This window comes from Paraburkholderia podalyriae, from assembly GCF_014397785.1.
Classification (GTDB): Bacteria; Pseudomonadota; Gammaproteobacteria; order Burkholderiales; family Burkholderiaceae; genus Paraburkholderia; species Paraburkholderia podalyriae.
Window position 1 is genome coordinate 15,945 of the sequence record NZ_VZQQ01000052.1, and the last position, 20,892, is coordinate 36,836.

General features: G+C 65.2%; 21 protein-coding genes and 1 pseudogene. 14 read left to right on the forward strand and 8 right to left on the reverse strand.

Features of this window, described 5'->3' with window-relative positions; translation table 11 throughout:
* Nucleotides 1–239: 239 nt before the first annotated feature.
* Nucleotides 240–1,469: a phospholipase A gene (locus tag F6X42_RS33410; protein WP_376776488.1), complete on the reverse strand. Its 1,230-nt coding sequence runs from the start codon at nt 1,467–1,469 to the stop codon at nt 240–242.
* A 10-nt stretch (nt 1,470–1,479) separates the two neighbouring features.
* Between F6X42_RS33410 and F6X42_RS44490 the strand changes: the two genes are divergently transcribed.
* Nucleotides 1,480–2,055, forward strand: coding sequence for a hypothetical protein (locus F6X42_RS44490; RefSeq protein WP_246530337.1), 576 nt, complete (start codon nt 1,480–1,482; stop codon nt 2,053–2,055).
* Nucleotides 2,056–2,263: 208 nt separating this feature from the next.
* Here F6X42_RS44490 and F6X42_RS33415 read toward each other — a convergent pair whose 3' ends face one another.
* Nucleotides 2,264–4,267: a bifunctional DedA family/phosphatase PAP2 family protein gene (locus F6X42_RS33415; protein WP_187638269.1), complete on the reverse strand. Its 2,004-nt coding sequence runs from the start codon at nt 4,265–4,267 to the stop codon at nt 2,264–2,266.
* A gap of 151 nt (nt 4,268–4,418) precedes the next feature.
* Between F6X42_RS33415 and F6X42_RS33420 the strand changes: the two genes are divergently transcribed.
* Nucleotides 4,419–4,802: a hypothetical protein gene (locus tag F6X42_RS33420; protein WP_187638270.1), complete on the forward strand. Its 384-nt coding sequence runs from the start codon at nt 4,419–4,421 to the stop codon at nt 4,800–4,802.
* A gap of 48 nt (nt 4,803–4,850) precedes the next feature.
* A complete protein-coding gene (locus tag F6X42_RS33425) occupies nt 4,851–5,327 on the forward strand; it encodes an OsmC family protein (protein ID WP_187638271.1) in 477 nt (158 codons plus the stop codon).
* A gap of 65 nt (nt 5,328–5,392) precedes the next feature.
* On the opposite strand, the gene F6X42_RS33430 is transcribed toward F6X42_RS33425, so the two are convergent.
* Nucleotides 5,393–5,626: a hypothetical protein gene (locus F6X42_RS33430; RefSeq protein ID WP_187638272.1), complete on the reverse strand. Its 234-nt coding sequence runs from the start codon at nt 5,624–5,626 to the stop codon at nt 5,393–5,395.
* 85 nt (nt 5,627–5,711) lie between these two features.
* The gene (locus F6X42_RS33435) at nt 5,712–6,182 is read right to left on the reverse strand and encodes an Lrp/AsnC family transcriptional regulator (protein ID WP_187638273.1); all 471 of its coding nucleotides are present in this window, start codon (nt 6,180–6,182) and stop codon (nt 5,712–5,714) included.
* Nucleotides 6,183–6,338: 156 nt separating this feature from the next.
* Here F6X42_RS33435 and F6X42_RS33440 point away from each other — a divergent pair, with 156 nt between their 5' ends.
* Both F6X42_RS33440 and F6X42_RS33445 read left to right on the forward strand, forming a co-directional pair.
* Nucleotides 6,339–6,977, forward strand: coding sequence for a LysE family translocator (locus F6X42_RS33440; RefSeq protein WP_187638274.1), 639 nt, complete (start codon nt 6,339–6,341; stop codon nt 6,975–6,977).
* A 198-nt stretch (nt 6,978–7,175) separates the two neighbouring features.
* The gene (locus tag F6X42_RS33445; protein WP_187638275.1) at nt 7,176–7,502 is read left to right on the forward strand and encodes a YnfA family protein; all 327 of its coding nucleotides are present in this window, start codon (nt 7,176–7,178) and stop codon (nt 7,500–7,502) included.
* 37 nt (nt 7,503–7,539) lie between these two features.
* On the opposite strand, the gene F6X42_RS33450 is transcribed toward F6X42_RS33445, so the two are convergent.
* Complete coding sequence (locus F6X42_RS33450; RefSeq protein ID WP_187638276.1) at nt 7,540–8,052, reverse strand: DUF1993 domain-containing protein; 513 nt, start codon at nt 8,050–8,052, stop codon at nt 7,540–7,542.
* A gap of 307 nt (nt 8,053–8,359) precedes the next feature.
* On the opposite strand from F6X42_RS33450, the gene F6X42_RS33455 reads away from it, so the two are divergent.
* The 6 genes from F6X42_RS33455 to F6X42_RS33480 all read left to right on the forward strand — a co-directional run bounded on the left by F6X42_RS33455 (nt 8,360) and on the right by F6X42_RS33480 (nt 13,587).
* The gene (locus F6X42_RS33455; protein WP_187638277.1) at nt 8,360–9,919 is read left to right on the forward strand and encodes a S53 family peptidase; all 1,560 of its coding nucleotides are present in this window, start codon (nt 8,360–8,362) and stop codon (nt 9,917–9,919) included.
* A gap of 77 nt (nt 9,920–9,996) precedes the next feature.
* Complete coding sequence (locus tag F6X42_RS33460) at nt 9,997–11,661, forward strand: S10 family peptidase (protein ID WP_187638292.1); 1,665 nt, start codon at nt 9,997–9,999, stop codon at nt 11,659–11,661.
* A 141-nt stretch (nt 11,662–11,802) separates the two neighbouring features.
* Nucleotides 11,803–12,483: a hypothetical protein gene (locus F6X42_RS33465; protein ID WP_187638278.1), complete on the forward strand. Its 681-nt coding sequence runs from the start codon at nt 11,803–11,805 to the stop codon at nt 12,481–12,483.
* A gap of 80 nt (nt 12,484–12,563) precedes the next feature.
* The gene (locus F6X42_RS33470; protein ID WP_187638279.1) at nt 12,564–12,914 is read left to right on the forward strand and encodes a hypothetical protein; all 351 of its coding nucleotides are present in this window, start codon (nt 12,564–12,566) and stop codon (nt 12,912–12,914) included.
* A 236-nt stretch (nt 12,915–13,150) separates the two neighbouring features.
* Nucleotides 13,151–13,315: a hypothetical protein gene (locus F6X42_RS33475; protein ID WP_187638280.1), complete on the forward strand. Its 165-nt coding sequence runs from the start codon at nt 13,151–13,153 to the stop codon at nt 13,313–13,315.
* A 5-nt stretch (nt 13,316–13,320) separates the two neighbouring features.
* The gene (locus tag F6X42_RS33480; RefSeq protein ID WP_187638281.1) at nt 13,321–13,587 is read left to right on the forward strand and encodes an RNA recognition motif domain-containing protein; all 267 of its coding nucleotides are present in this window, start codon (nt 13,321–13,323) and stop codon (nt 13,585–13,587) included.
* A 106-nt stretch (nt 13,588–13,693) separates the two neighbouring features.
* Here F6X42_RS33480 and F6X42_RS33485 read toward each other — a convergent pair.
* A pseudogene (locus F6X42_RS33485) lies at nt 13,694–14,128 on the reverse strand (adenine nucleotide alpha hydrolase family protein); the annotation flags it as partial.
* A 433-nt stretch (nt 14,129–14,561) separates the two neighbouring features.
* Here F6X42_RS33485 and F6X42_RS33490 point away from each other — a divergent pair.
* Nucleotides 14,562–15,509, forward strand: coding sequence for a L,D-transpeptidase (locus F6X42_RS33490; protein WP_187638293.1), 948 nt, complete (start codon nt 14,562–14,564; stop codon nt 15,507–15,509).
* Nucleotides 15,510–15,545: 36 nt separating this feature from the next.
* Here the strand turns inward: F6X42_RS33490 and F6X42_RS33495 are convergent, their stop codons facing one another.
* Nucleotides 15,546–16,415 (reverse strand): DMT family transporter, encoded by an 870-nt coding sequence (locus F6X42_RS33495; RefSeq protein ID WP_187638282.1) that lies wholly within the window; start codon nt 16,413–16,415, stop codon nt 15,546–15,548.
* A 122-nt stretch (nt 16,416–16,537) separates the two neighbouring features.
* Complete coding sequence (locus F6X42_RS33500; protein ID WP_187638283.1) at nt 16,538–18,094, reverse strand: ABC1 kinase family protein; 1,557 nt, start codon at nt 18,092–18,094, stop codon at nt 16,538–16,540.
* Between the two features lie 284 nt (nt 18,095–18,378).
* Here F6X42_RS33500 and F6X42_RS33505 point away from each other — a divergent pair, with 284 nt between their 5' ends.
* On the forward strand, nt 18,379–19,134 hold the full coding sequence (locus tag F6X42_RS33505; protein WP_187638284.1) for a DeoR/GlpR family DNA-binding transcription regulator: 756 nt from the start codon (nt 18,379–18,381) through the stop codon (nt 19,132–19,134).
* Nucleotides 19,135–19,747: 613 nt separating this feature from the next.
* Nucleotides 19,748–20,839, forward strand: coding sequence for a 2-aminoethylphosphonate ABC transporter substrate-binding protein (phnS, locus tag F6X42_RS33510; protein ID WP_187638285.1), 1,092 nt, complete (start codon nt 19,748–19,750; stop codon nt 20,837–20,839).
* Nucleotides 20,840–20,892 lie beyond the last annotated feature (53 nt).

Consider the following 20,892-nt stretch of genomic DNA (forward strand, 5'->3'; position numbering starts at 1 on the left):
CGGACCGGCGACCCATCAACTCTAGAGAAATCCGCGCGAATGCGCCCGTCTGTTCGTGCACACAGGCATTCAAGAGCGCTCTGAGAAGAGCTGCCCGCCGGCTGGGAATCGGCTTTGGGCGAACTTCTGAAAGAATGTCGGTAAAACTTTCGATGTATTACGGCGCGTCGCGCGCCGTAATTGAATGTCAAAAAGGACCGCTCGACGGTCCTTTGCTTGCATCTCAGGCGAACTCCGGATTAGCGGGTGATGCTATAGCCGATTCGCGCCATCCAGCGATGCTGGTTGTAGTCGAGAAGGTCCTCGCCATAACCGGAAAAGAAGCCAAGCCACAGGTACCCGCCCCAGCGGCTATTGATCAGCTTAGCTAATGGATAGGTAAACTGCGTATCGACGCTGCCTTTGCCGCCCCGCGTTCCTTTGCGCAGTGTCGTGTCCAGTTGCCAGCCGTCGTGACTGCCGTAGATGAGCCGCAGGTCCACATAGCCACGATAGTCGGCGATGTCGTGGTTCTCGCCAGCGACGTGCGCATAGTAATAAATCTTCGGCGCGACCGTCAGATGGTAGCCGTTGAGATCGCCGAAATCCCAGATCGGCTTCACGAAGAGAATGTCGATGCCGCGCGATTCGGGACCGTCACGGCCGTTCGATTCGTGTTCGTAGCCGGCCATCATGCCCATCCTGCTCCACCACTTGCTCTTCCAGCCGGTGTCTTCGAGATAGTAGAAGAGTGCCGGCTTATAGCTGGTGTCGCGGAACGGCGCCGAGTACTCGCGGATATCCCACAACGAGGTTTGCGTATAAGCGAAGTACAGGTTGTCCACCAACCCACGCGAGCGCGGATCGTCCGGAATGACCAGACGGAACTTGAAGCTCAGCTGGAATTTCGCGAGGTTGTCGCCGTTCGAGCCATCGGCGAAATAGGTCGGTTCGTACGCGGAAAAGCGGCTCAGGAAAGTGTTGATTTGCGGTACCGGCGCATCGGGTCGCGACGGTGCGGGCGACGACGCGATCAAGCTGGTCGACGACGGTTCGCCGCTCGCCGTGCTTGCCGCCATTGTTCCATGTGCATTGCCGGCCGACGCGAGCGCCGCGTCGTTGCCGGAGTGCCGCGGACGCGTCAGCAGCACATACGATGGCGACACGTCGAGTTCCGGCACGTCGATCTGCATTGCGCCGCGCGCCCATTCGGGCCAGCTGCCGGTATAGCGGACCGCCTTCATTTCGCCGGCGGCGAGCTTCAGATGATCGGGCGCGCCGCTTTCGCGCGTGAGCGTCAACCGGTGCGGCATCGTGTCGGCATTGCTGATCGCGATGGTCAATTGCGCCGGCACGTCGACTTCGGTGCCGCCGGGCTGATCGCCGGCATAGACGACCGTCACTTCGAGCGGACTGCTCGATAGCGCTTCGCGCGGCGGACGCAAGACGGAAACGCCAGCGACGCTATACACAGAGTAGCTGCCGAGCACCAGCGCGCCGATGCAAAGCGATAAGCGGGGCAGTAGCCTGGAGAATGAGCTGGAAAACGAGCTGGAAAACGAGCTGGAAAATGGACTTGAGGATAATCCGGGAACTCGCGAGCGGTGGCTGCGCACGGCGAACTGGCGGTCCTTCTTCACGCGAGACATCAATCGATTCCGCACAGGGAGCTCCTATTGGTCTACGAGTTCGGGTCGCAATCAGACGATAGGGTTGAAGCGCGCAATTGGGTACAGAATCAGGGCCGGCGTGTTTCTTTCGGAAACGCCGACGCATGCCGGTTCCCGCAATCCGGATTTTTGCCCATTCTGCCAGTGCCATTACCTATTGCGTGAGTGGAAAAAAGAATCAGCAGCGCTATCGGAGCAAATAGCGGGCGGAAATGCGGGTAATGCGGACGTGTCGTTGCATTTGCGCAACGAAGGTTTAATGTCAAATCGCGTGTCAATCGCGAGCTGGTATTTCCCGTCGCCGGATCAGTCATTTTCGTTATGGCAATTGCGCGTCAATCGGCGAGTCGCTTTTTCGGCAATTCGTTGCGCGGCGAATGGGACGGCTGAATGCTTTCTTCAATAGGCGAATTGCCGGTATCGCTCCGGCGCGGACGCATTTTCGAGTTCGCTCACCCGCGGCATATGGCGCAACAGGCGCTTCGCGCGTGACGCCAATTGCCCATAGACGCGTCATCGAGTCGTTCGGTCGCAAAGCGGCCCACGGTTGTCTCCTTTATCGAATCGTTGAGTTGGGGGTGCCTTGGGCTTCCCCGGATGCCTGGACATGCCGCTCACTCCGTCGGCGAGACGAGCAGCGACACCGGCACGCCTCGACAATCGACCTCCGCGAGGACCGTCGCGCCGAGCCCGGCGCCCGACCTGGTGCGCGCTTCGGACGGGCTCGCGTCGCGCTCGATGTGCAGAATGTTCAGCGGCCAGGACGGCCGCGTCAGCCGCTCGTGAGCAAGCGCGCCGACCCACAGCGGCGCCGCGGACGTGCCGTCGTCGACCGTGTAGCCGCTCGGCCACAAGCGAAGCACGTAGCGCTCCTCGCGCGATTCGCCGGGCCGCATGAAGACCAGCGACGATGGCACGCCGTTGTTCAGCTTCGGCAGCACCGGCAGCGACACGGCCGCGACGTCGGGCGAGGCGAGTGACAGCAGGCTGTGCGCAGACACGTCGGTGCCCTCGACCCAGCCCTGCGCGCGCAACTGCTCGCGTATCGAAGCAGGCTCCGATACCCATTGCAGCGTCAGCGGCTCCTTGCGATCACCGCCCATATCGGAGCGAAAGCACGGCAGACGCTTCCACTCGGAGTGCTGCCACTGAGCCTGCGTGAGCTGCACGGGCGGCGGTTGCGGCGCGCTGTCCGGCGGCGTCGGCATCGCGACGCCGAGCTGCAGGCCAACGCTGAGCGCCACGACCGCGAGCACCACGAGCGGCATCAAACGGCGCTGCGGCGGCGGCTGCGGATGCCGCCAGATCGCCGTCAGCGCGATCAGCGCGACCCACACATACGCGAGCGCCGCCCCGCCGATCGCGTCGGACACCCAGTAGCGGCCGAAGTAGACCCCCGCCAGCGCGACCACGATCACGACGATGATGCTCGCCCCCGCAACCAGCACGCCTTCGAGCTTGCCGACCCGGCGCGCGAGCAGGAACGCGAGAAAGCCATAGACGATCACCGTCGCGGCGACGTGATTGCTCGGAAACACGAAGTGGCTCGTCACCAGCTCATTGGGCGGAGCGCGGCGCATCGCGAGTTGCAGCCCGAGAATCAGCAGCTGCGAAAACGCGACCGCCGCGAGCCAGTAGGTGATCGTGCGCCAGCGCCGCTCCCATACCATCCATAGGGCAACCGTGACGATCAGCGCGATCAGCGTGATGCCGCTGCCGAGCGTCCCGAGCGCCGCGAGCACCGAGTCGCCCCACGGCGTGCGCACCGATTGCAGGAAATGATAGACGGACAGGTCGACGGTGGTCAGCGGATCGCCGCTGACGACATCCTCGAGGACCCCGAAAAAAAGCGCGCCGGCCATCAGCACGATTAGCGACGTCACGAGGAGGTGGGTCGCATCGGGCGTGTCGGGGTCGAGCATGCGCCGCGCGACCCGCCCGAGCGGACCCGGATGGCGGCATGCCCAACTGCCGAGACGACGGCCCGCCGCGCTCGACCACGCGTTCGCGTGCGACATCAGAAACCCTGCGCCGCGAAAGCTGAGCCAAACGATGCACACCAGCATCGCGATGATCACGACGAGCCGGAACGACACCGCGCCCGCGAGCAGCACCGACGCGCCGAATACGACGCCGGGCAGGATGTGCGCGGGCGCCCACAGCAACGCGGACAGCACGTTGATCGCGAAGAAGCGCAGCGGCCGCATGCCCATCATGCCCGCGACGACCGGCACGATCGCCCGCAACGGGCCGATGAAGCGGGCGAGCGCGACGCTCTTCGCGCCATGCTTCAGAAAGAAGCGTTGACCCGCGTCGAGCACGCCGGGATGCGTGCGCAACGGCCACAGAATGACGATGCGTTCCTTGTAGCGATCGCCGAGCCAGAAGCTGATGCCGTCGCCGGCGACCGCGCCGACGATCGCCCACGCGAAGACCCACGCAAGACTCAGTGTGCCGGTGCCCGTCAGCGCGCCGGCGAGGAACATCGCGGTGCTGCCGGGAATGAAGGTGCCGATCACCGCGATCGCTTCGAGAAAAGCGGCGAGGAACACGACCGCGAGCATCCACGTCGAGTGGCCGGCGAGCAGATGCAAAAGGTGGATGTAGGCGTGCTCCATCGTGCGCGGTCGGCCGTTCGAGCGTAACGACCGATCATAACGCGCACAGAATTGCCGTGGGCGCGGGCGGGAGCGGCGCCGCTGCATCGCTCGGGCGATCGGCTCAGAATGGATGTCGTGGCTCGGCGGATCGATGCACTCGGAGGTAGCTATGAAGACAGCAACAGGTGGGATCGTGCGGTTGGTGTTGCTTGCGGCTCTGTTGGCGGTTGGAGCCGTGCGGGCGGTAGAGGCCCAGCAACTGGGCAATTCTGGCGGTAGTCAAAACGGAACCCGTGCGGGCACCAATGCCGGCACTAGCGCGGGCACCGGCAATGCGGCTGTCGGCGGCGCGATGGGCATCGGTACTGGCGTCAGCCCGAGTGCCGTGCCGGGGCCCGGCATGTCGGCGGGCGGCTCGTATGGCCTCGGCTCCGGTGGCGCGACCGGCTCGGGTGCCGCACCCAACAACATGCGCGCGAACGGCACGGCGCTGTACATGAATCCGGACCCGCGCGCGCCGAACGTGAGCGGCCGCGCGGCGCCGCCGCGCTAGCGCAGCGCATATAGAATGCAGGTCCGATCCGACCACCGGGGGAAGCGAATGGCGCACGGCGAACACAAATACCACGTATCGGTGCAATGGACCGGCAACCGTGGCAGCGGCACGTCCGGCTACCGCGACTACGGCCGCGATCACGTGATTGCTTCTGGCGGCAAGCCCGACATTCCGGGCTCGTCGGACCCGGCGTTTCTCGGCGACGCGACGCGCTGGAATCCCGAGGAGCTGCTGGTCGCGTCGGCGAGCGCGTGTCATAAGCTGTGGTATCTGCATCTGTGCTCTGACGCGGGCATCGTCGTGCTCGACTATCGCGACGACGCGGAAGGCACGATGCTCGACACCGCGCAGGAAGGTCGCTTCTCGCAGATCGTGCTGCGCCCGCGCGTGACGATCCGCGCGGGCGGTGACGTCGAACGGGCCGCGCATCTGCATCACGTCGCGCATCAGAAGTGCTACGTCGCGAATTCGATCAACTTTCCGATTCTCTGCGAGCCGGTGGTGGAGACGGACGCGCGTTGATGCGCCTGCGGCGGCGCGAAGCGTGCGGGAAGCCGGCTACACGCCGGCCTAACGCCCGCTAGCGCTCAACGATTGCCGTCGAGCAGATCGCCGAGCAGTTCGTCGAACGCGGCCTGCGCGTCTTCGAGTTCCTGCAGCGCGGCGTCGAATGTCTGCAGCGCAAATTGCGAGGGTTTGCCGCTGCCGGCCGGCGGGAATTGCGATTGCAACGACGCGAACGCCGTCTGCACGCGCGTGGTCGCGGTCAACACGCGATCCATTGCGGCCGTTTCTTCGGCTCGCGCCTTGTCGTGATCCATGAGAACTCCGGGGTCGTCGGATTGCGTCGGAACGGCTCGCGCCGCCTCAAAAAGGGACTAACGGGTGACTATGCCACGTTCGCGCTCAGGAGAGCGGCAGACCGCCATACGCTTTCACTTCGCGCAACGATAAGGCCGATTCGACCGACGTCACGCCCGGCAGGCCGCGCAGTTCGTCGCGCATGAACGTGCCGTAGTCGTCGAGGTCGCGCGCGACGATCTGCAGGATGTAGTCGGCGCTGCCCGATACGTTGTGGCACGACAGGATACGCGGGATCGCCTGCACCTCGCGCTCGAAGCGCGTCGCCACCACGCGGTCGTGCACCGCGAAGCGCACATGCACGAATGCGACCACGCCCAGACCCAGCGCGGCGCGCGACAGCACCGCGCGGTAGCGGTCGATATAACCATCCTTCTCCAGGCGCTTCAGACGCCGCGCGCACGGTGTCTCGCTGAGGCCGACCATCTCGGCGAGACGCGCATTCGACATGCGGCCGTCGTTTTGCAGCGCGGCGAGAATCGCGCGATCGGTTTTGTCGAGGTCGTCGGCGGGCATGGTCCGGAGGTGGTTGTTGAGGGCGGGTGGAAGACGCCATAGGATGACGAAATATTAGCGCATTCCACCATTGCGGAGATGTGCGGAACAGAAAATCGCCAGCAAACCCTCCACATCCGATAGCAACATGGAGCCTCGAAGAACAAGGAGGCTCCGATGATTTCCGCTCACCTGCTGGCCGTCTATGTGGCGGCATTGATCGTCGTTTATGCGGTGCCTGGGCCGGACATGGCGCTGATCCTGCAAACCAGCATCGCGCGCGGCGTGCGCAGCGGCTTCGCGGCGGCCGCGGGGCTCGGCGTGTCGCGCGCGACCCACGTGACGCTGTCGGCCTGCGGCATGGCGGCGCTGCTGCGCAACGCGCCGTGGCTGTACGACGCGGTGCGCTATGCCGGCGCGATCTATCTCGCGTGGGTCGGCATTCAGATCTTCCTCTCGCCCGGGTTCGCGTTGCCCGCCGGTTCACGCGACACGCAAGCGGCCGACGCGTCGCGGCCGTTGCGGAGCGCGTTCGTCAAAGGTCTGCTGACCAATCTGCTGAACCCGAAGGCGCTATTGTTCTGCTCGGTGCTGTTGCCGCAATTCGTGCGGCCGGAAGCGGGGCCTGTGGTGTGGCAGATGATCGAACTCGGCGTCGTGCTGCTCGCGATCGGCGTATGCTTCGACGCGTTGTATGCGATCGGGGCAGCGCGCATCGCCAACTGGCTGCGCGCCCATCCTTTGGCGCAGACGGTGCAGCGGTGGACGTTTTCGGCTGCGTTGATCGGCTTTGCGCTGCGGCTTTCGCTGGATTGAGGCTCGGCGTTGCGGTCAGCGGGCGACGGGCGTCGCCGACCGCTTACTTTTTCAGTGCCAGGTGATTGTGTTAATAAAGCCGATAGCGCAGCGGGCCGCGAGACCGGTGCGCTGCAGAACAGGCGGGCGCGCCCACCCGCTGCGACACAACCACCTTCTCACGTCCGTCGATGAAAACCCACCTTCTCACGTCCGTCGATGAAAACCTTCCTGCTGTATGTCGTGACCGCTGTTGCCGAGATTCTCGGCTGCTACCTGCCATGGCGCTGGCTAAAGGAGGACGGCTCCGCATGGCTGTTGCTGCCAGGTGCGGCAAGCCTTGCGCTGTTCGCCTGGCTGCTGACGCTGCATGGCACCGCCGCGGGCCGCGTGTATGCGGCCTACGGCGGCGTGTACGTAGCGGTCGCGATTGCGTGGCTGTGGGTCGTGGACGAGGTGCGACCCACGCTGTGGGACGCGGCTGGCGCCGCGCTGACGCTGGCCGGCATGGCGGTGATCGCATTCCAGCCGCGCCTGCACGCGTGAGCGCGGCGCCGCGCGATCGACGACCCGCCCGCTTCCTTTACTGCGGCAATCCGCCCAGATAGTCGAGCTTGCCGAGCTCGACACCGTTATGACGCAGGATGTCGTACGCGGTCGTCACGTGGAAAAAGAAGTTCGGCAGCACGAAACCGAACAGATATGACGATCCAGTGAACTCGATCGGGCCCGGCCGCATTTTCAGCGTGACCGTGCGGCTTTCCGAGCCGTCTATCTGCGCCGCGTTGAATTCCTTCAGGTAATCGATCGTCTTCTGGATACGGGCCCGCAGTTCGTCGAAAGTCTGCTCGACGTCCTCGAACTTCGGCGGCTCCACGCCGGCAAGGCGCGCCGCGCAACCCTTCGCGGTATCGCTCGCGATATATACCTGGCGTACGAGCGGCAGCATGTCCGGCGCGAGCCGGGCATTCGTGAACACCGCCGGCTCTATCTGCTTCGCGGCGGCGTGCGCCTCGGCTTTGCCCAGGATCGCCTGCAGATTCGTGAGGCCGCGAATCAGCACAGGCAGTGATGCTTGATACATCGAAATTGACATGGGTTCCTCTGATTTCTCGATCGTGCGCGCAGACGGCGCGCGCGGCAATGAAACGGCGGGAATGCCGCTTCAGCATCATAGCGTGCCGCATCCACAGCCGCGCGTTAGCCATTCGGACGACTGCCGCGCGCGCCGGAACTGTGTTCGAATGCCTTGGTCGGACGCTTGGAAGAAGTTCTTGATCAACCCCTGCTGGCGTATCGCGAAACGATGCGCCCATGCAGGCGCGTGGCGTGCTTGCCCGTCGCCGGGCCACGCGGTCGTGTGAGATCGTGTGCGCCGCCACGCAAACAGGAGAATTGACACCATGGTCACCAAGCATGCATTGCCGGGCAGCGAGCGGAAGGTCGAGCAGGGCACGAAGGTCATCGGGCAATGCGATCCCGCCGAGCGGATCGAGGTCTTCGTGATACTGCGCCGCCAGCAGCAGGCGCAGTTCGACGCATTGATGAAACGCATCGCGGCCGGCGACGCGAGCGTTAAGCCGCTGTCGCGCGAGGCGCTCGCCCAGGACTACGGCGCGGCGCCCGAGGACATCGGGAAGGTCCGCGCCTTCGCGGCCGCGCATGGGCTCACCGTCGCGCGCGAAGATTCGGCGGCGCGCTCGGTTCTGCTAAGCGGCACCATCGCGCAGTTCCAGAGCGCGTTCGAGGTCAAGCTCGAGCTCTACCAGCACCACGTGGCCGGCCAGTTCCGTGGCCGCGCCGGCGCGATCAGCGTGCCGGACGATCTGCATGGCGTCGTCGAAGCGGTGCTCGGGCTCGACAACCGGCCGCAGGCGCGGCCGCACTTTCGCATCCGGCCGCCGTTCGTGCCGGCGCGCGCCCTGCAGGTGTCGTACACGCCGCCGCAGCTCGCGTCGCTTTACCAGTTTCCGCAAGGTGACGGCGGCGGCCAGTGCGTCGGCATCATCGAGCTTGGCGGCGGCTACAACACGTCGGACCTAAAAACCTATTTCTCGAGCCTCGGCGTGAGCGAGCCGACCGTGACCCCGGTGGGCGTCGATCAGGCCGGCAACCAGCCGAGCGGCGACCCGAACGGGCCGGACGGCGAGGTCACGCTCGACATCGAGATCGTCGGTGCGATCGTGCCGCGCGCGGCCATCGCCGTGTACTTCACGCAGAACAGCGACGCCGGCTTCATCGACGCGGTGAGCCGCGCGGTGCACGACACGACCAACAAGCCGTCGGTGATCTCGATCAGTTGGGGCGCGCCGGAATCGGTCTGGACCAGCCAGTCGATGCAGGCGCTCAATAGCGTGCTGCAATCCGCGGCGGCGCTCGGCGTGACGGTCTGCGCGGCCTCGGGCGACAGCGGGTCGAGCGACGGCTCGGGCGGCGGCGACGCGGTCGACTTCCCGGCGTCGAGCCCGTACGTGCTCGCCTGCGGCGGCACGCACCTGAGCGCGTCGGGTTCGGCGATCACGCGCGAGGTCGTGTGGAACGACGGCGCGCAGGGCGGTGCGAGTGGCGGCGGCGTCAGCACGGCGTTTCCGGTACCGGCGTGGCAGGGGGGGTTGTCGGCCACGGCGACGGGGAGCGGCAGCCAGCCGCTCAGCGGACGCGGCGTGCCGGATGTCGCGGGCGATGCGTCGCCATTGACCGGCTACGACGTGCTGATCGACGGCACGCAAACGGTGGTGGGCGGCACCAGCGCGGTCGCGCCGCTGTGGGCGGCGCTGATCGCGCGCATCAACGCGGCGAAGGGACAGCCGGCCGGCTTCGTCAACGCGAAGCTGTACAAGGCGCCGGGCGTGTGCAACGACATTACGCAGGGCAACAACGGCAGCTTCGCGGCGTCGAAGGGCTGGGACGCCTGCACCGGACTTGGCAGTCCCAATGGCGCGAAGGTGGCGGGCGCACTATAGTCTGCAACACAGCCCATAACACAACGACAAGACGTAAGAACGAAGACGCACGGCACGTAAAACGAACCCTTGGAGCGATCATGAATACAGAATCAGCTTCCGGTAGTCAGCATTCGCCGCACAACACACATACCGTGGCCTCGTCAGGCGCGCTCACCGCCACAAGCGCGCCGCACAAGGCCGGCGACCAGCCGCTATTCGATCCGGTTGCCTATGGCAACGGCCCGGACGATTCAGTCACCGAAACGGTCGAGACGGCCGCGATCACGCATCATTCGGTGACGATCGGCGGACACCAGATCCACTACACGGCGACTGCGGGCCATCTGGTGATCGTCGATCCGAGCAGCTCGCAGCCGTCGGCGAGGATGTTCTACGTCGCGTTCACGCAGGACAATCAGACGGAGGAGACGCGGCCGGTCACGTTCTTCTATAACGGCGGCCCGGGGTCCTCGTCAGTATTCGTGCTGCTAGGCTCGTTCGCGCCGAGCCGCATCAAAACGTCGATGCCGGGCTTCACACCGCCCGCGCCGTATTCACTTGAAGACAATCCGGACAGTCTGCTCGACAAAAGCGACCTCGTGTTTATCAACCCGGTCGGCACCGGGTATTCGGCGGCGATCGCGCCGAAGAAGAATCGCGACTTCTGGGGCGTCGATCAGGACGCGGATTCGATCAAGCAGTTCATCAAGCGTTTTCTGACGAAGAACAACCGCTGGAATTCGCCGAAGTATCTGTTCGGCGAGTCCTACGGCACCGCTCGTAGCTGCGTGCTCGCGTACCGGTTGCACGAGGATGGGGTCGATCTGAACGGCATCACGCTGCAATCGTCGATTCTCGATTACACGCAATCGGGCAATCCGGTCGGCGCGCTGCCCACGGCGGCCGCGGACGCGTGGTATCACAAGAAGCTCGGCGCCGCGCCGCGCCCGACCGATCTCGGCGCGTTCGCCGAGGAGGTCGCGCAATTCGCGCGCACCGACTACCTGGCCGCGCTGCGCAAGTTTCCGACCACAGATTCGGCGACCGTCGAAAAACTCAGCGAATACACCGGCATCGACAAAACGACGCTGCTCGCGTGGAGCCTCGACATCGCGGGCTACGACAGCCGCGGCAATTCGCTGTTCCTGACCACGTTGCTGAAGTCGCAAGGCCTCGCGCTCGGCGCCTACGACGGCCGCGTGACCGCAATCGACACCGGCATCGCCGGCAAGATCGACCCGAACTCCGGCGGCAACGATCCGACGATGACGGCTGTTACCGGCGTCTACACGACGATGTGGAACGTGTATCTGAACGAGCAGTTGAAGTACACGTCGAACTCGTCGTTCACCGACCTCAACGATCAGGCGTTCAAGTACTGGGATTTCAGCCATATCGATCCGACCGGCGCGCAAAAGGGCGTCGACTCGAAAGGCGACATCATTCTGTACACCGCCGGCGATCTTGCGGCCGTGATGGCGCTCAATCCCGACCTCAAGGTGCTATCGGCGAACGGCTTCTTCGATTTCGTCACGCCGTTCTATCAGACCGTGCTCGATCTGCAGCAAATGCCGCTGCTCAGTCAGCAGGTGCGGCAGAACCTGTCGGCGCGATTCTATCCGTCGGGGCATATGGTCTATCTCGACGGCGGTTCGCGCACCGCGCTGAAAGCCGACCTCGCAAAGATGTACGAAGCGACAGTGTCGAACGCGCAAGCGCTCGGGCGGATCCGCGCTTTGCAGGCGCGGGTTGCGAAGTAGCGGCGGCAAGCTGCGCGCGGGCCCCGCCGAATCGGTCGGGCACGCGCGCAGCCATATGCGGCTTTTGTACTATCCAGATTGAATGTGTTTTAATTGCCTGGCGAATTGGATTACCGCGTGCCGCCGCCGGCGCGCAGACGAATGAACGCAGGCATCGCAGACACACATCGGCGCGGTCTTTCCCGCGACACTACCCGCAGCAATGACGTGGCCAACGCGTCGCGGCTCGCGCGCAAGCGCGTCTTTTGCCCGCGCGTGCGCGCGACGCATCGTACGCTGCTCGTCAGCGTCGGCGCGCTGCTCGCGCTGTTCATCGGGGACGCCGTCGCGCAACAGAGCGCCGTGCTCGACGAACGCGTGACCCAGCAGTCGATCGGCCAAACGATTTGCCGCCGAGGTTATGCGGAAACCGTCGCGCCGCCATTCGACGAACTGGTGGCGCACAAGGATCGCATGCTTGCCGCGCGCGGCATCGAGATGGATGACGGCGCCGGGCTCGCGCTCGACCGGCGCGTGCCGATCGTGCTCGGCGGATCGCCCGATGCGCCGGCCAATCTCGATCTGTTGCCGTGGGCCGGCCCGCAGGGTGAGCGTCGCAAGGCGCGCGCGGCGGCGATGCTCAAGCGCTGTGTCTGCGAAGGCAAGCTGAGTCTCGCGCAGGCGCAAGCGGCGATCGTCGGCAACTGGTCGGCGGTACATGCGGGTTTTGGCCAGGCGTCCTGCGACGTGAGCCGGCTCGACGTCGCGACCGGCGACGACGATGGCGTCGACAGCGAAGACAGCCGGCGCGGCGACGTGCGTCAGCGTGAGAGCCCGCGTTGAGCGCGTCGCGCATCGGCGCGCCCGCGCATTCCTCGCGAAACGACGGTTCGCTGCCCCCTCACTTTTTTCGGAGAAACACGATGACCCATTCCCGTCTCGCCGCCGTTGCGCTGACGATCGGCTGCCTGAGCGGCAGCGCCGCCGCAGTTGCCGCCGCGCCCGCGCATTGCGCGCGCGCCGATGCGCTCGAAATTCGCGGCGACGTGCCCGCGGCGCTCAGCTTCGACGTGTATCGGCAACTGCGCCCGCTGAATGCGCGGCGCATCGCGCTATTCGAGGCCGCCGGCGAAGTGAAGCGTCTGCCCGACGGCCTGCCGGTGTGCCAGATCGCCGACGACGGCGTCGACGATCCTTCCGCCGTGCTGGTCCGTCTGCCGCAGGGCAAGAATGCCTGGTGGGTGAGCGCGGCGAACGTGCAAGCGGCGGACTGATCGGCGCAATCAGTCCGCCTTCGCCCACGTCCCCCGTACGATGCCTTCGACGATACAACTTCGTGCCAGGCCGGGGCCGGCCAGGCATGCCGGCTGCTGAAGCAGCTGATGCTTATTTAGGGTTGGCGCGACTGATTCAGGTACAGTGCATCGACGAGGACACTGCGTCTAGTGTGTCCGATGTCGAAGCGGGCTATCCTGACAACAGGACAAAATTCGCACAGGAGATTTGAACGATGGCCTTCTACTTGTCATGGCTCGCTATGGGGTTGGCCGGCGCGACCGGCGTCGTCGCGCTTCGCGCACTCGCCGCGGCTCAGGCGAAGCAGCGTGCCGCGCTGCGACCGGTGCGCATTTCAAGCCATGACGGCCGGACGGACCGTCAGGCGCGGCGAGGGTAGGCCGCATGAACCTGACCGTGCGCAATATCGCCGAATCGTGCAGCGAGCAGGACGTGCGGGAATTTCTGAAGCGCGAACTCGGCCATTACGCGAAACACGTCGAGGTGGTGGACGCCGGCAAGCCCAGCGCCTACGCGACGGTCGAACTCGACGCGAGCGTTCCGTATGTCGGCGACGTGATCGCGCGGCAGATTCACGGCAAGCATCTGGGCGGCCAGCCGCTCGAAGCGAGCGCCGACCTGTTCAGCGGCGAACCGCCGGCCAAGCGGTAAGCTCGATTCTTTTCGACGGCGGGGCACATGGGCGACGACGCGCGCATGCCCACCGCGTTTGTTCGTATCGGAGAGCCGTCGGCGGCCTTTTCATCGCCCATCCGGCGATATTGCCGTGCACGAAATCCCGCTGGGATTCGTCCGCGAACGATACGCCGCTTTTATCGAGCGACTCGAGCATCGCATCGGCGGCTCGCTTGATATCGATAGTCACATTTTCGTCGGCGCGAATGAAACGCAGTGCCTGTTGCGCATCGGCTTCATCGCGTTGTTTGCCGTAAGGCAGGCGGACTGCGACGAAACGCGCGTCGTAATGGTTCGCGCGCAAACGCGCGACCGCGAGTTGCGCGAGACGTCCGGCTGTTGTCGAATCGACGCCGCCGCTAATGCCGAGCACATAAGTTTTAAGGTGGCTGCTGCGCAGATAGTGCGCCAGAAAATCAACCCGGCGCTCGATTTCGCGGTTCGCGTCGAATTCGGCGGCGATGTGCATTTCGGCCGCGATGCTGGCCTGGCGGTCGGCTGGATCGAATTGAGCCATCATCTTGTTTTCCTCGTGAGAAAAATCGTTTGAAGCGGATTAAAAGCGGCCTTGAAAAACGGTTTGAGTATCGGGATGCGCCGCGGCTTTCGGTGGATCTTTCGTGGAATGAATCGTGTTCCGCTTTATTGGCTTGATTTTCCGATGGCGGTTTTAATCGCGCATTAATTGTCTTTTGTCTGATACGTCGATTGTCGGAAAATAGCCAATCATTTCGAAGAGAGAGGACTCGACGGTATTTTCATCGACACGCCTCAGTTCGCTGAGTAATATCGTTCGTTCCGAGCGCCGTAGGGACACGGCGTGCAATCAATAATAATCATGTTTGCTCCAAGACGCGATGACATACCCAGATCGGCGTGGCCAGCGGGGATTGAACCGCCTGAGGATTTGCGCGTGGGTTTGCGCAGGCGTTGTATCGAGTGCCGGCGCAATAGCGACGCAAGTTCATGCCGCGGCGCTCGACACCGCACAGTCACCAGCCCTGCCGGCATCCGCGGCGCATGCGGTGAATCTGACCAATCCGGCCAAAGCATCGAATAGCGCGAGCCGGCAGTTGACCACGATCGACGCCGCCACCATCGCCGCGCCCGACGCGGCCGGCGTTGTCGATCCGCGCCGCGCGTTCCTGCTACGTGACATATTCGCGCAGGACGTGACGCGCCGGCTCAGACTGCCCGCCGCGGAGCAGCGCGCGTACGCCGGCCGTCTGGAGACGGCGCTCAGTGAGAACGAGCTCGGCAATCTGTCGGGCGAGTACGTGGTGCTCGTCGATCGCAATCCGAACGCGCAGGCGCTGCTGATTTACTTCCGCCCGGCGCCGGCCGATAGCTGGCAGATGATCGGCGCATCGCCAGTATCCACCGGACGGCCCGGCGAGTACGATCACTTCGTCACGCCGCTCGGCGTGTTCGAGCATACGCCGGACAACATGGATTTCCGCTCCGAGGGCACGCAGAACGAAAACCACATTCGCGGCTACGGCCGGCGCGACATGCGCATCTTCGACCTCGGCTGGGCGCAGGGCGAACGCGGCTGGGGCAAGGGCGGCATGTCGCAGATGCGCTTCCAGATGCACGCGACCGACCCCGATCGGCTCGAACCGCTGCTCGGCATTCGCCATTCGAAGGGCTGCATACGGATACCCGCGTCGCTGAATACGTTTCTCGATCACTACGGGATTCTCGACGCGGGGTATGCGCAGCTGGTCGATTCCGGCCAATCGCTGTGGGTGCTGAAAAGCGATCGGCAGAACATGCCGTGGGCGGGGCGCTATATCGTCGTCGTCGATTCGCAGCGCAAGAGTCGGCCGGCGTGGTCGCCGGCGCCCGGCGCGGTTGCGCGCGCGAAAATGCCCGCGCGCGCGGATACGGCGGACTGACGGGCGCTGTGTCGCATCGTCGCCGTCAGGTGGCCGTTACGATCTCGCCAGCAGCACGCCAGCCAGAGCGACCGCAAACCCGGCGATCTGCACCGGCAGCAGCGTTTCGCCGAACCCCAGATAACCTGCGAGCGCGGCGAGCGGCGGCGCGAGAAACATCAGCGCGGTCGCGCGCGCCGCATCGCCGCGCCGGACCATCCAGACGAGCAACGTGACGCTGATGCCGGACAGCATCACGACACCCCACGCGAGCGATGCCCATAGCGTCGGCGACGCGATCCAGCGATGCTCGCCGAGCGCCAGCGCCAGCACCCCCGCGACGACCGCCGCGCCGACATTCTGCACGGCGCTCGCGCTGCGAATGTCGGCGTTCGCGAGCGAGGTCTTCTGGAACAGCGTGCCCGCGGTGATCGCCCCCACCGCGACGATCGATATCAGCACGACCAGCCACGCGGGTGCGTTGCCGTGCGTAGGTGGCGTCGCGGCAGCGAGCTTCGGCGCGAGCACCAGTACCACGCCGGCGAGGCCGAGTGCCATGCCGCTCCAGCCGCGCCGCGACAAGCGCTCGCCGAATAGCGGCGCGGCGACGGCGGCCGTCGCGAGCGGCTGCAGCGCGCCGAGCAGAGCCATCACGCCGGCGCTCAGACCTTGAGCGACGGCCCAGTAGCCGGCGCCGAGATAGACGCCTTGCAGCAGCGCGCCCGCGGCCAGGTGCTTGCCGAAGTCGCGTCCCGTCGGCCAGGCTGCGCGCGCGACGAGCGCGGCCAGCGCGAAGACCAGCGCGGTGCCGCCGAAGCGGGCAAGCAGAAACCGATTGGGATCGGCGTAAGGCGTGATCGCGCGGGCGACCACGAAACCGGTCGACCACAGCACGACGAAGACGGCGGCAAGAAAGGTAGCGAGCATCGAAGCGGGCATTGAGGCGGGCATTGAAGCGGACATTGAAGCGGACGGCGTAAAAAAGCCGCCATGTTGGCGGCACAGGCGGCTCGCGTCTTGTTCGAAGCTGCAACGCACGCTCGGGGCCGTCACCATGCCAGCAGCGTCATTCCCGCTCCGAGCACGCCGCCACAGACGACGCACGCCCACAATAGCCAGCGCGTGCGCCGGTATTCACGCGCGAGATCCGCGAGCAGCTGCGCATTCTGCTGCGGCGTGCCGGTGCGCTCGTGCCGCTGCAGATAGCGCACCGCCAGTTGTGGTACGCGCGGCAGCATATGCGCGAGATGCGGCACCTCCTGCGACAGCCGCTTGAGCCAGCCGCGATGACCGAGATCGCGTCGCGCGATATCGGCGAGCACGCCGCGCGCGATGTTCCAGGTATCGACGCCCGGATGCAGCGCCCGCGCGAGCATCTCTGCCTGCTGGAACGAGCGCTGCGCGGTCGCGAGCCGGCCCGGCACGTGGCCGTCGAACGGCTGCACGCCGTGCAGCAGATGATGAAACAGCGAACCCGCCGAGCGATCCTCGGGCGCCGCGGCGAAGTGCGCTTCGGCGCGCGTGCGCAACTCGGCTTCAAGGGTCTCGGCACGCGTGTCGGGCGGCACGTGGCCGGCCTCGCGATGCATGTCGGCGAGCCGCCCGTAGTCCTGGTCGAAGAGGGCGGTCGCGCCGTGCACGAAGAACTCGCGCTCGTCGCTCGACAGCGTCGCCATGATCGAGAACTCCGCGAGCACGAGGCGCCCAAACGTGTCCGGCTCGATGCTGACGCGCACGCGGCGCGCATCGAGCGTCGCATGGAAGAAGCCATGCTCGAATGCCTGCTCGGTGACCACCTCGACGATATCCGCGGCGAGCGGTGCCAGCTTGATGCCGTGCGCGTGCAGGCCGGGCAGGTCGCTCGCGGGCAGCGTGTTGATGCGCTGCATCGTCAGCGTGTGGTCGGTGCATAGTTCCCAGATCACGTCCGGTACGACGATGCGCTTGTCGCCGTCGAAATGGTGGCCGGTCTGGCTCAGGTTTGCGGCTTCCGCGCGCAGGTCGAAGCGGCGCAGGATGTCGTCGGTGAAGCTTTGCGCGAGCGCGCGCAACTGCAGCCGGCGTGCGACGCGCGACAGCTTTTCGAGCCAGCGCGCGACCCAGCGCAACAGCGCGAGTTCATCGCCGATCTGTTGCAACTGCCGCGCGCGCACGAGCTTGACCGCGACTTCGTGGTGACCTTTGATCGGCACCGCGAGTCGGGCGAAATGGGTTTGCTCGGCAAAGCCGCTGCGTACCGGCTCGAGGTCGACCGCGCTGAACAACTCGGCGAGCGGCCGGCCGAAAGCGCGCGCCAAAGCCAGCGCGGAGTCATCCGGCGACAGCGGCACTTCCATGTGATCGATTGCATCCAGCGCGTCATGCAGCGTGCCGGTCGCGAGCTCCGGGCGCCCGGCGAGCGTCTGCGCAAAGCGGCTCGCGAGCGGACCGAGCGCCGGCAGCAGACCATGCAACTGCTCGCCGCTACGCTCCGACGCATGCACGCGGCCGATCAGCTCGATCATCCAGTGCAGTTTGTGGTCGGGTGGGGCGGCGAGCCAGATCAGGCGCGCGCCGTAACGCAGCGCGTGGAACAGCAGCAGTAGACGGCGAAACAGTGGCGGCATCGGTGGTTCGGTTGACGGTCGAGGCGTTGTGCGCGGGACTCGGCTGGGCGGCGACGTTGCGCTCACCGCATGGTCGACGAGTCGAGCCGTCAAGGTTAGCAGGTCGGCGCCATGGCTGGCGGGTTCGCGCGCAACGGCGGTGCGAGGCGACGTGAGCGTGCCAACAGCGCGCCCTTAGCGCCGCCTGCTCACCAGCACCAACAACGTGTAATACGCGTAATACAATACGGCGGCCTTCCTCAACCACGGCGAAACTCAAGCGTGCCGGTTTCCGGTCTTCACAGATGCTCGCAGAACAACGTCATCAATACATCCTCGCGCAAGTCGCAAAGAACGGCGCGCTGTCGGTCGCCGAACTGGTGCGCGAACTGAACGTATCGCGCGAAACGATCCGCCGCGATCTCAATGCGCTGGCCGGCCGCGGCCTGCTCGTGACGACGCACGGCGGCGCCTTGTCGAGCGATCGGCGCGAGCCCGATCTCGATACCCGCGAAACCGAAAATGCCGGCGCGAAGCGCGCGATCGGCGAGCGCGCGGCCGAGTTCGTGCCGGACGGGGCGTCGCTGATCATCGATTCGGGCAGCACCACGCAGGCGGTAGCGCGGGCGCTGCTCGACCGGCATCGGCTGACGGTCTACACGAACGACTGGCGCATCGCGCTGCTGCTCGGCCGGCGCAACGACAATCGCGTGACGCTGCTCGGCGGCGAGCTGTCCGATATCGAGGACGCCACCTTCGGCCTCGACACCGTGCAGCAGCTGACGCAATACCACGCCGATTTTGCGTTCATCGGCGCGGGCGGGATTTCACCCGACGGCTATCTGACCGACTACAGCCGCATGGCGGCCGAAGTGCGCAGCCGCATGATCGCCGCGGCCGACATGGTGTTGATCGTCGCCGATCATTCGAAGTTCGGACGTGTGACGCCGGTGCGCATCAACGGCATCGAGTCGGCGCGTTATCTGGTCACGGAGCTCGCGCCCGAGCGCACGCTCGGCAAGACGATCACCGCGCATGGCCCCGAGATTCTGATCGCATGAGATGGCCAGGTGGGGCGGTCTCGGCCGCGTTCTTATGCCACTCGTTCTGAGCGCCATTGCGCACCCGCCAAAATCTAAGTAAAAAAAGCTGCGGGTTTCGCTTCAGGTTCCGCACTGCGCAGGCCCCCGAGCATGGCCAGCGCGACACGCGAGTCCCGCGTCCGCGAGCACCGCACCGCCCGCCGCCGCCGCCGGCGCACCCTCCGCAATTTCTCCGACGCATCGTGCATACATCGTCATTTTCGCCATGTACGATCCACACCGTATCGGCGCGCGGCGCTTCGCTTTTGCGTGGCGCGGCGAGGTCTATCGGTTGGCCTGAATTGGCAAATTGTGTCTTTTTTTGGAATTCGGCAAAATGGTCACGGCCTTGTCATCGAAACTTGTGATTCTTGCCGTGCCCGTTCAGGCGCGGCAGGCGGCGCGGGGTCGTAGGCGGCTGTCAGTCAGGCTGGGCGAGTAGCGGCAAAGTTGTCGGCAATCTGCAATCCACGACAGACCGGCGCGGCAACCGCAGCGGGCAACACGCAAGCGGCGCGTGCCGCCGTTCAATCACTACAGGTATGGGTTATCCCCGACCGTCTGGTTTTTAGCCTTTCGGAGAGAGAGCGACATGAAAACGACGAATTCCATTCACGCCGCGGCCGGTCTCGCGCGCAAACTGCTGCCGGCGCTCGTCGCCGCGGCGGCGTTCGGTGGTGCCGCGATGCAGGCTCATGCGGCCGACGCCGTCGTGCTGTACACGGCCGACGGCCTCGAAAATCTGTACAAGGATGTGCTGCCCGCCTTCGAAAAGAAGGAAGGCGTGAAGGTCAATATCGTCACGGCGGGTAGCGGCGAAGTCGTGAACCGCGCGACCATCGAGAAGGATCAGCCGAAGGCCGACGTGCTCGTCACGCTGCCGCCGTTCATCCAGCAGGCCGACCAGAGCGGTCTGCTGCAGGCGTACCAGAGCGCCAACTACAAGAACGTGCCGGCCATCGCGAAGGCGCCGAACGGCGCGTGGGCGACCTTCGTGAACAACTACTTCTCGTTCGCGATCAACCCGGAAGTCACGAAGACCGAGCCCAAGACGTTCGCGGACCTGCTGCACCCGGACTTCAGCGGCAAGGTCGCGTATTCGAATCCGGCGACCGCCGGCGACGGTATGGCGGTGATCATCCTGACTTCGTCGCTGATGGGCGAAGACCAGGCGTTCGACTTTCTGAAGAAGCTCGAGCAGAGCGCCAAGTTCCACACCAAGGGCACGGGCTATCTCGACGTGCTGCTTTCGCGTAATGAGATCGCGGTCGCCAACGGCGATCTGCAGATGGATCTCGACGACGCGGCCAACGGCGGACTGTCGCTGAAGCCGGTGTTCCTCGCCGCCGCCCCCGGCGGTCAGCCGACCACGTTCCAGCTGCCGTACGCGATCGGGCTGATCAAGAACGGCCCGAACCAGGCCGAGGGCAAGAAGCTGATCGACTATCTGATGTCGACCGAAGTGCAGTCGAAGGTGCCGGACATCTTCGGCATTCCGGGGCGCAGCGACGTGCCGCTCGCGGGCAAGAACGGCGAAGCGGTCAAGCAGGCGATCAGCGGCGTCAAGCTGATTCCGGTTGACTGGAACCACGTGATGGCGAAGAAGGCCGACTGGACCGCCCGTTGGAAGAGCGACGTGATCGGTTCGTCGGGCAAACAGACCGAAGTGGTCAAGCCGAAGTAAGTCGATTCAGGCGGCGCTTCGCGCGTAGTGCGCGGCGCCGCCTCAGCATTGAT

What these genes read in the sequence shown, in the direction of transcription:
- F6X42_RS44490 (WP_246530337.1), top strand. Translation starts at nt 1,480, where the DNA reads ATGCAAAGCGATAAGCGGGGCAGTAGCCTGGAGAATGAGCTGGAAAAC.
- F6X42_RS33440 (WP_187638274.1), top strand. Translation starts at nt 6,339, where the DNA reads ATGATTTCCGCTCACCTGCTGGCCGTCTATGTGGCGGCATTGATCGTC.
- F6X42_RS33435 (WP_187638273.1), bottom strand. Translation starts at nt 6,182, where the DNA reads ATGCCCGCCGACGACCTCGACAAAACCGATCGCGCGATTCTCGCCGCG.
- F6X42_RS33465 (WP_187638278.1), top strand. Translation starts at nt 11,803, where the DNA reads ATGAACGCAGGCATCGCAGACACACATCGGCGCGGTCTTTCCCGCGAC.
- F6X42_RS33475 (WP_187638280.1), top strand. Translation starts at nt 13,151, where the DNA reads ATGGCCTTCTACTTGTCATGGCTCGCTATGGGGTTGGCCGGCGCGACC.
- F6X42_RS33420 (WP_187638270.1), top strand. Translation starts at nt 4,419, where the DNA reads ATGAAGACAGCAACAGGTGGGATCGTGCGGTTGGTGTTGCTTGCGGCT.
- F6X42_RS33425 (WP_187638271.1), top strand. Translation starts at nt 4,851, where the DNA reads ATGGCGCACGGCGAACACAAATACCACGTATCGGTGCAATGGACCGGC.
- F6X42_RS33445 (WP_187638275.1), top strand. Translation starts at nt 7,176, where the DNA reads ATGAAAACCTTCCTGCTGTATGTCGTGACCGCTGTTGCCGAGATTCTC.
- F6X42_RS33480 (WP_187638281.1), top strand. Translation starts at nt 13,321, where the DNA reads ATGAACCTGACCGTGCGCAATATCGCCGAATCGTGCAGCGAGCAGGAC.
- F6X42_RS33455 (WP_187638277.1), top strand. Translation starts at nt 8,360, where the DNA reads ATGGTCACCAAGCATGCATTGCCGGGCAGCGAGCGGAAGGTCGAGCAG.
- F6X42_RS33505 (WP_187638284.1), top strand. Translation starts at nt 18,379, where the DNA reads ATGCTCGCAGAACAACGTCATCAATACATCCTCGCGCAAGTCGCAAAG.
- phnS (WP_187638285.1), top strand. Translation starts at nt 19,748, where the DNA reads ATGAAAACGACGAATTCCATTCACGCCGCGGCCGGTCTCGCGCGCAAA.
- F6X42_RS33470 (WP_187638279.1), top strand. Translation starts at nt 12,564, where the DNA reads ATGACCCATTCCCGTCTCGCCGCCGTTGCGCTGACGATCGGCTGCCTG.
- F6X42_RS33500 (WP_187638283.1), bottom strand. Translation starts at nt 18,094, where the DNA reads ATGCCGCCACTGTTTCGCCGTCTACTGCTGCTGTTCCACGCGCTGCGT.
- F6X42_RS33450 (WP_187638276.1), bottom strand. Translation starts at nt 8,052, where the DNA reads ATGTCAATTTCGATGTATCAAGCATCACTGCCTGTGCTGATTCGCGGC.
- F6X42_RS33430 (WP_187638272.1), bottom strand. Translation starts at nt 5,626, where the DNA reads ATGGATCACGACAAGGCGCGAGCCGAAGAAACGGCCGCAATGGATCGC.
- F6X42_RS33415 (WP_187638269.1), bottom strand. Translation starts at nt 4,267, where the DNA reads ATGGAGCACGCCTACATCCACCTTTTGCATCTGCTCGCCGGCCACTCG.
- F6X42_RS33495 (WP_187638282.1), bottom strand. Translation starts at nt 16,415, where the DNA reads ATGCTCGCTACCTTTCTTGCCGCCGTCTTCGTCGTGCTGTGGTCGACC.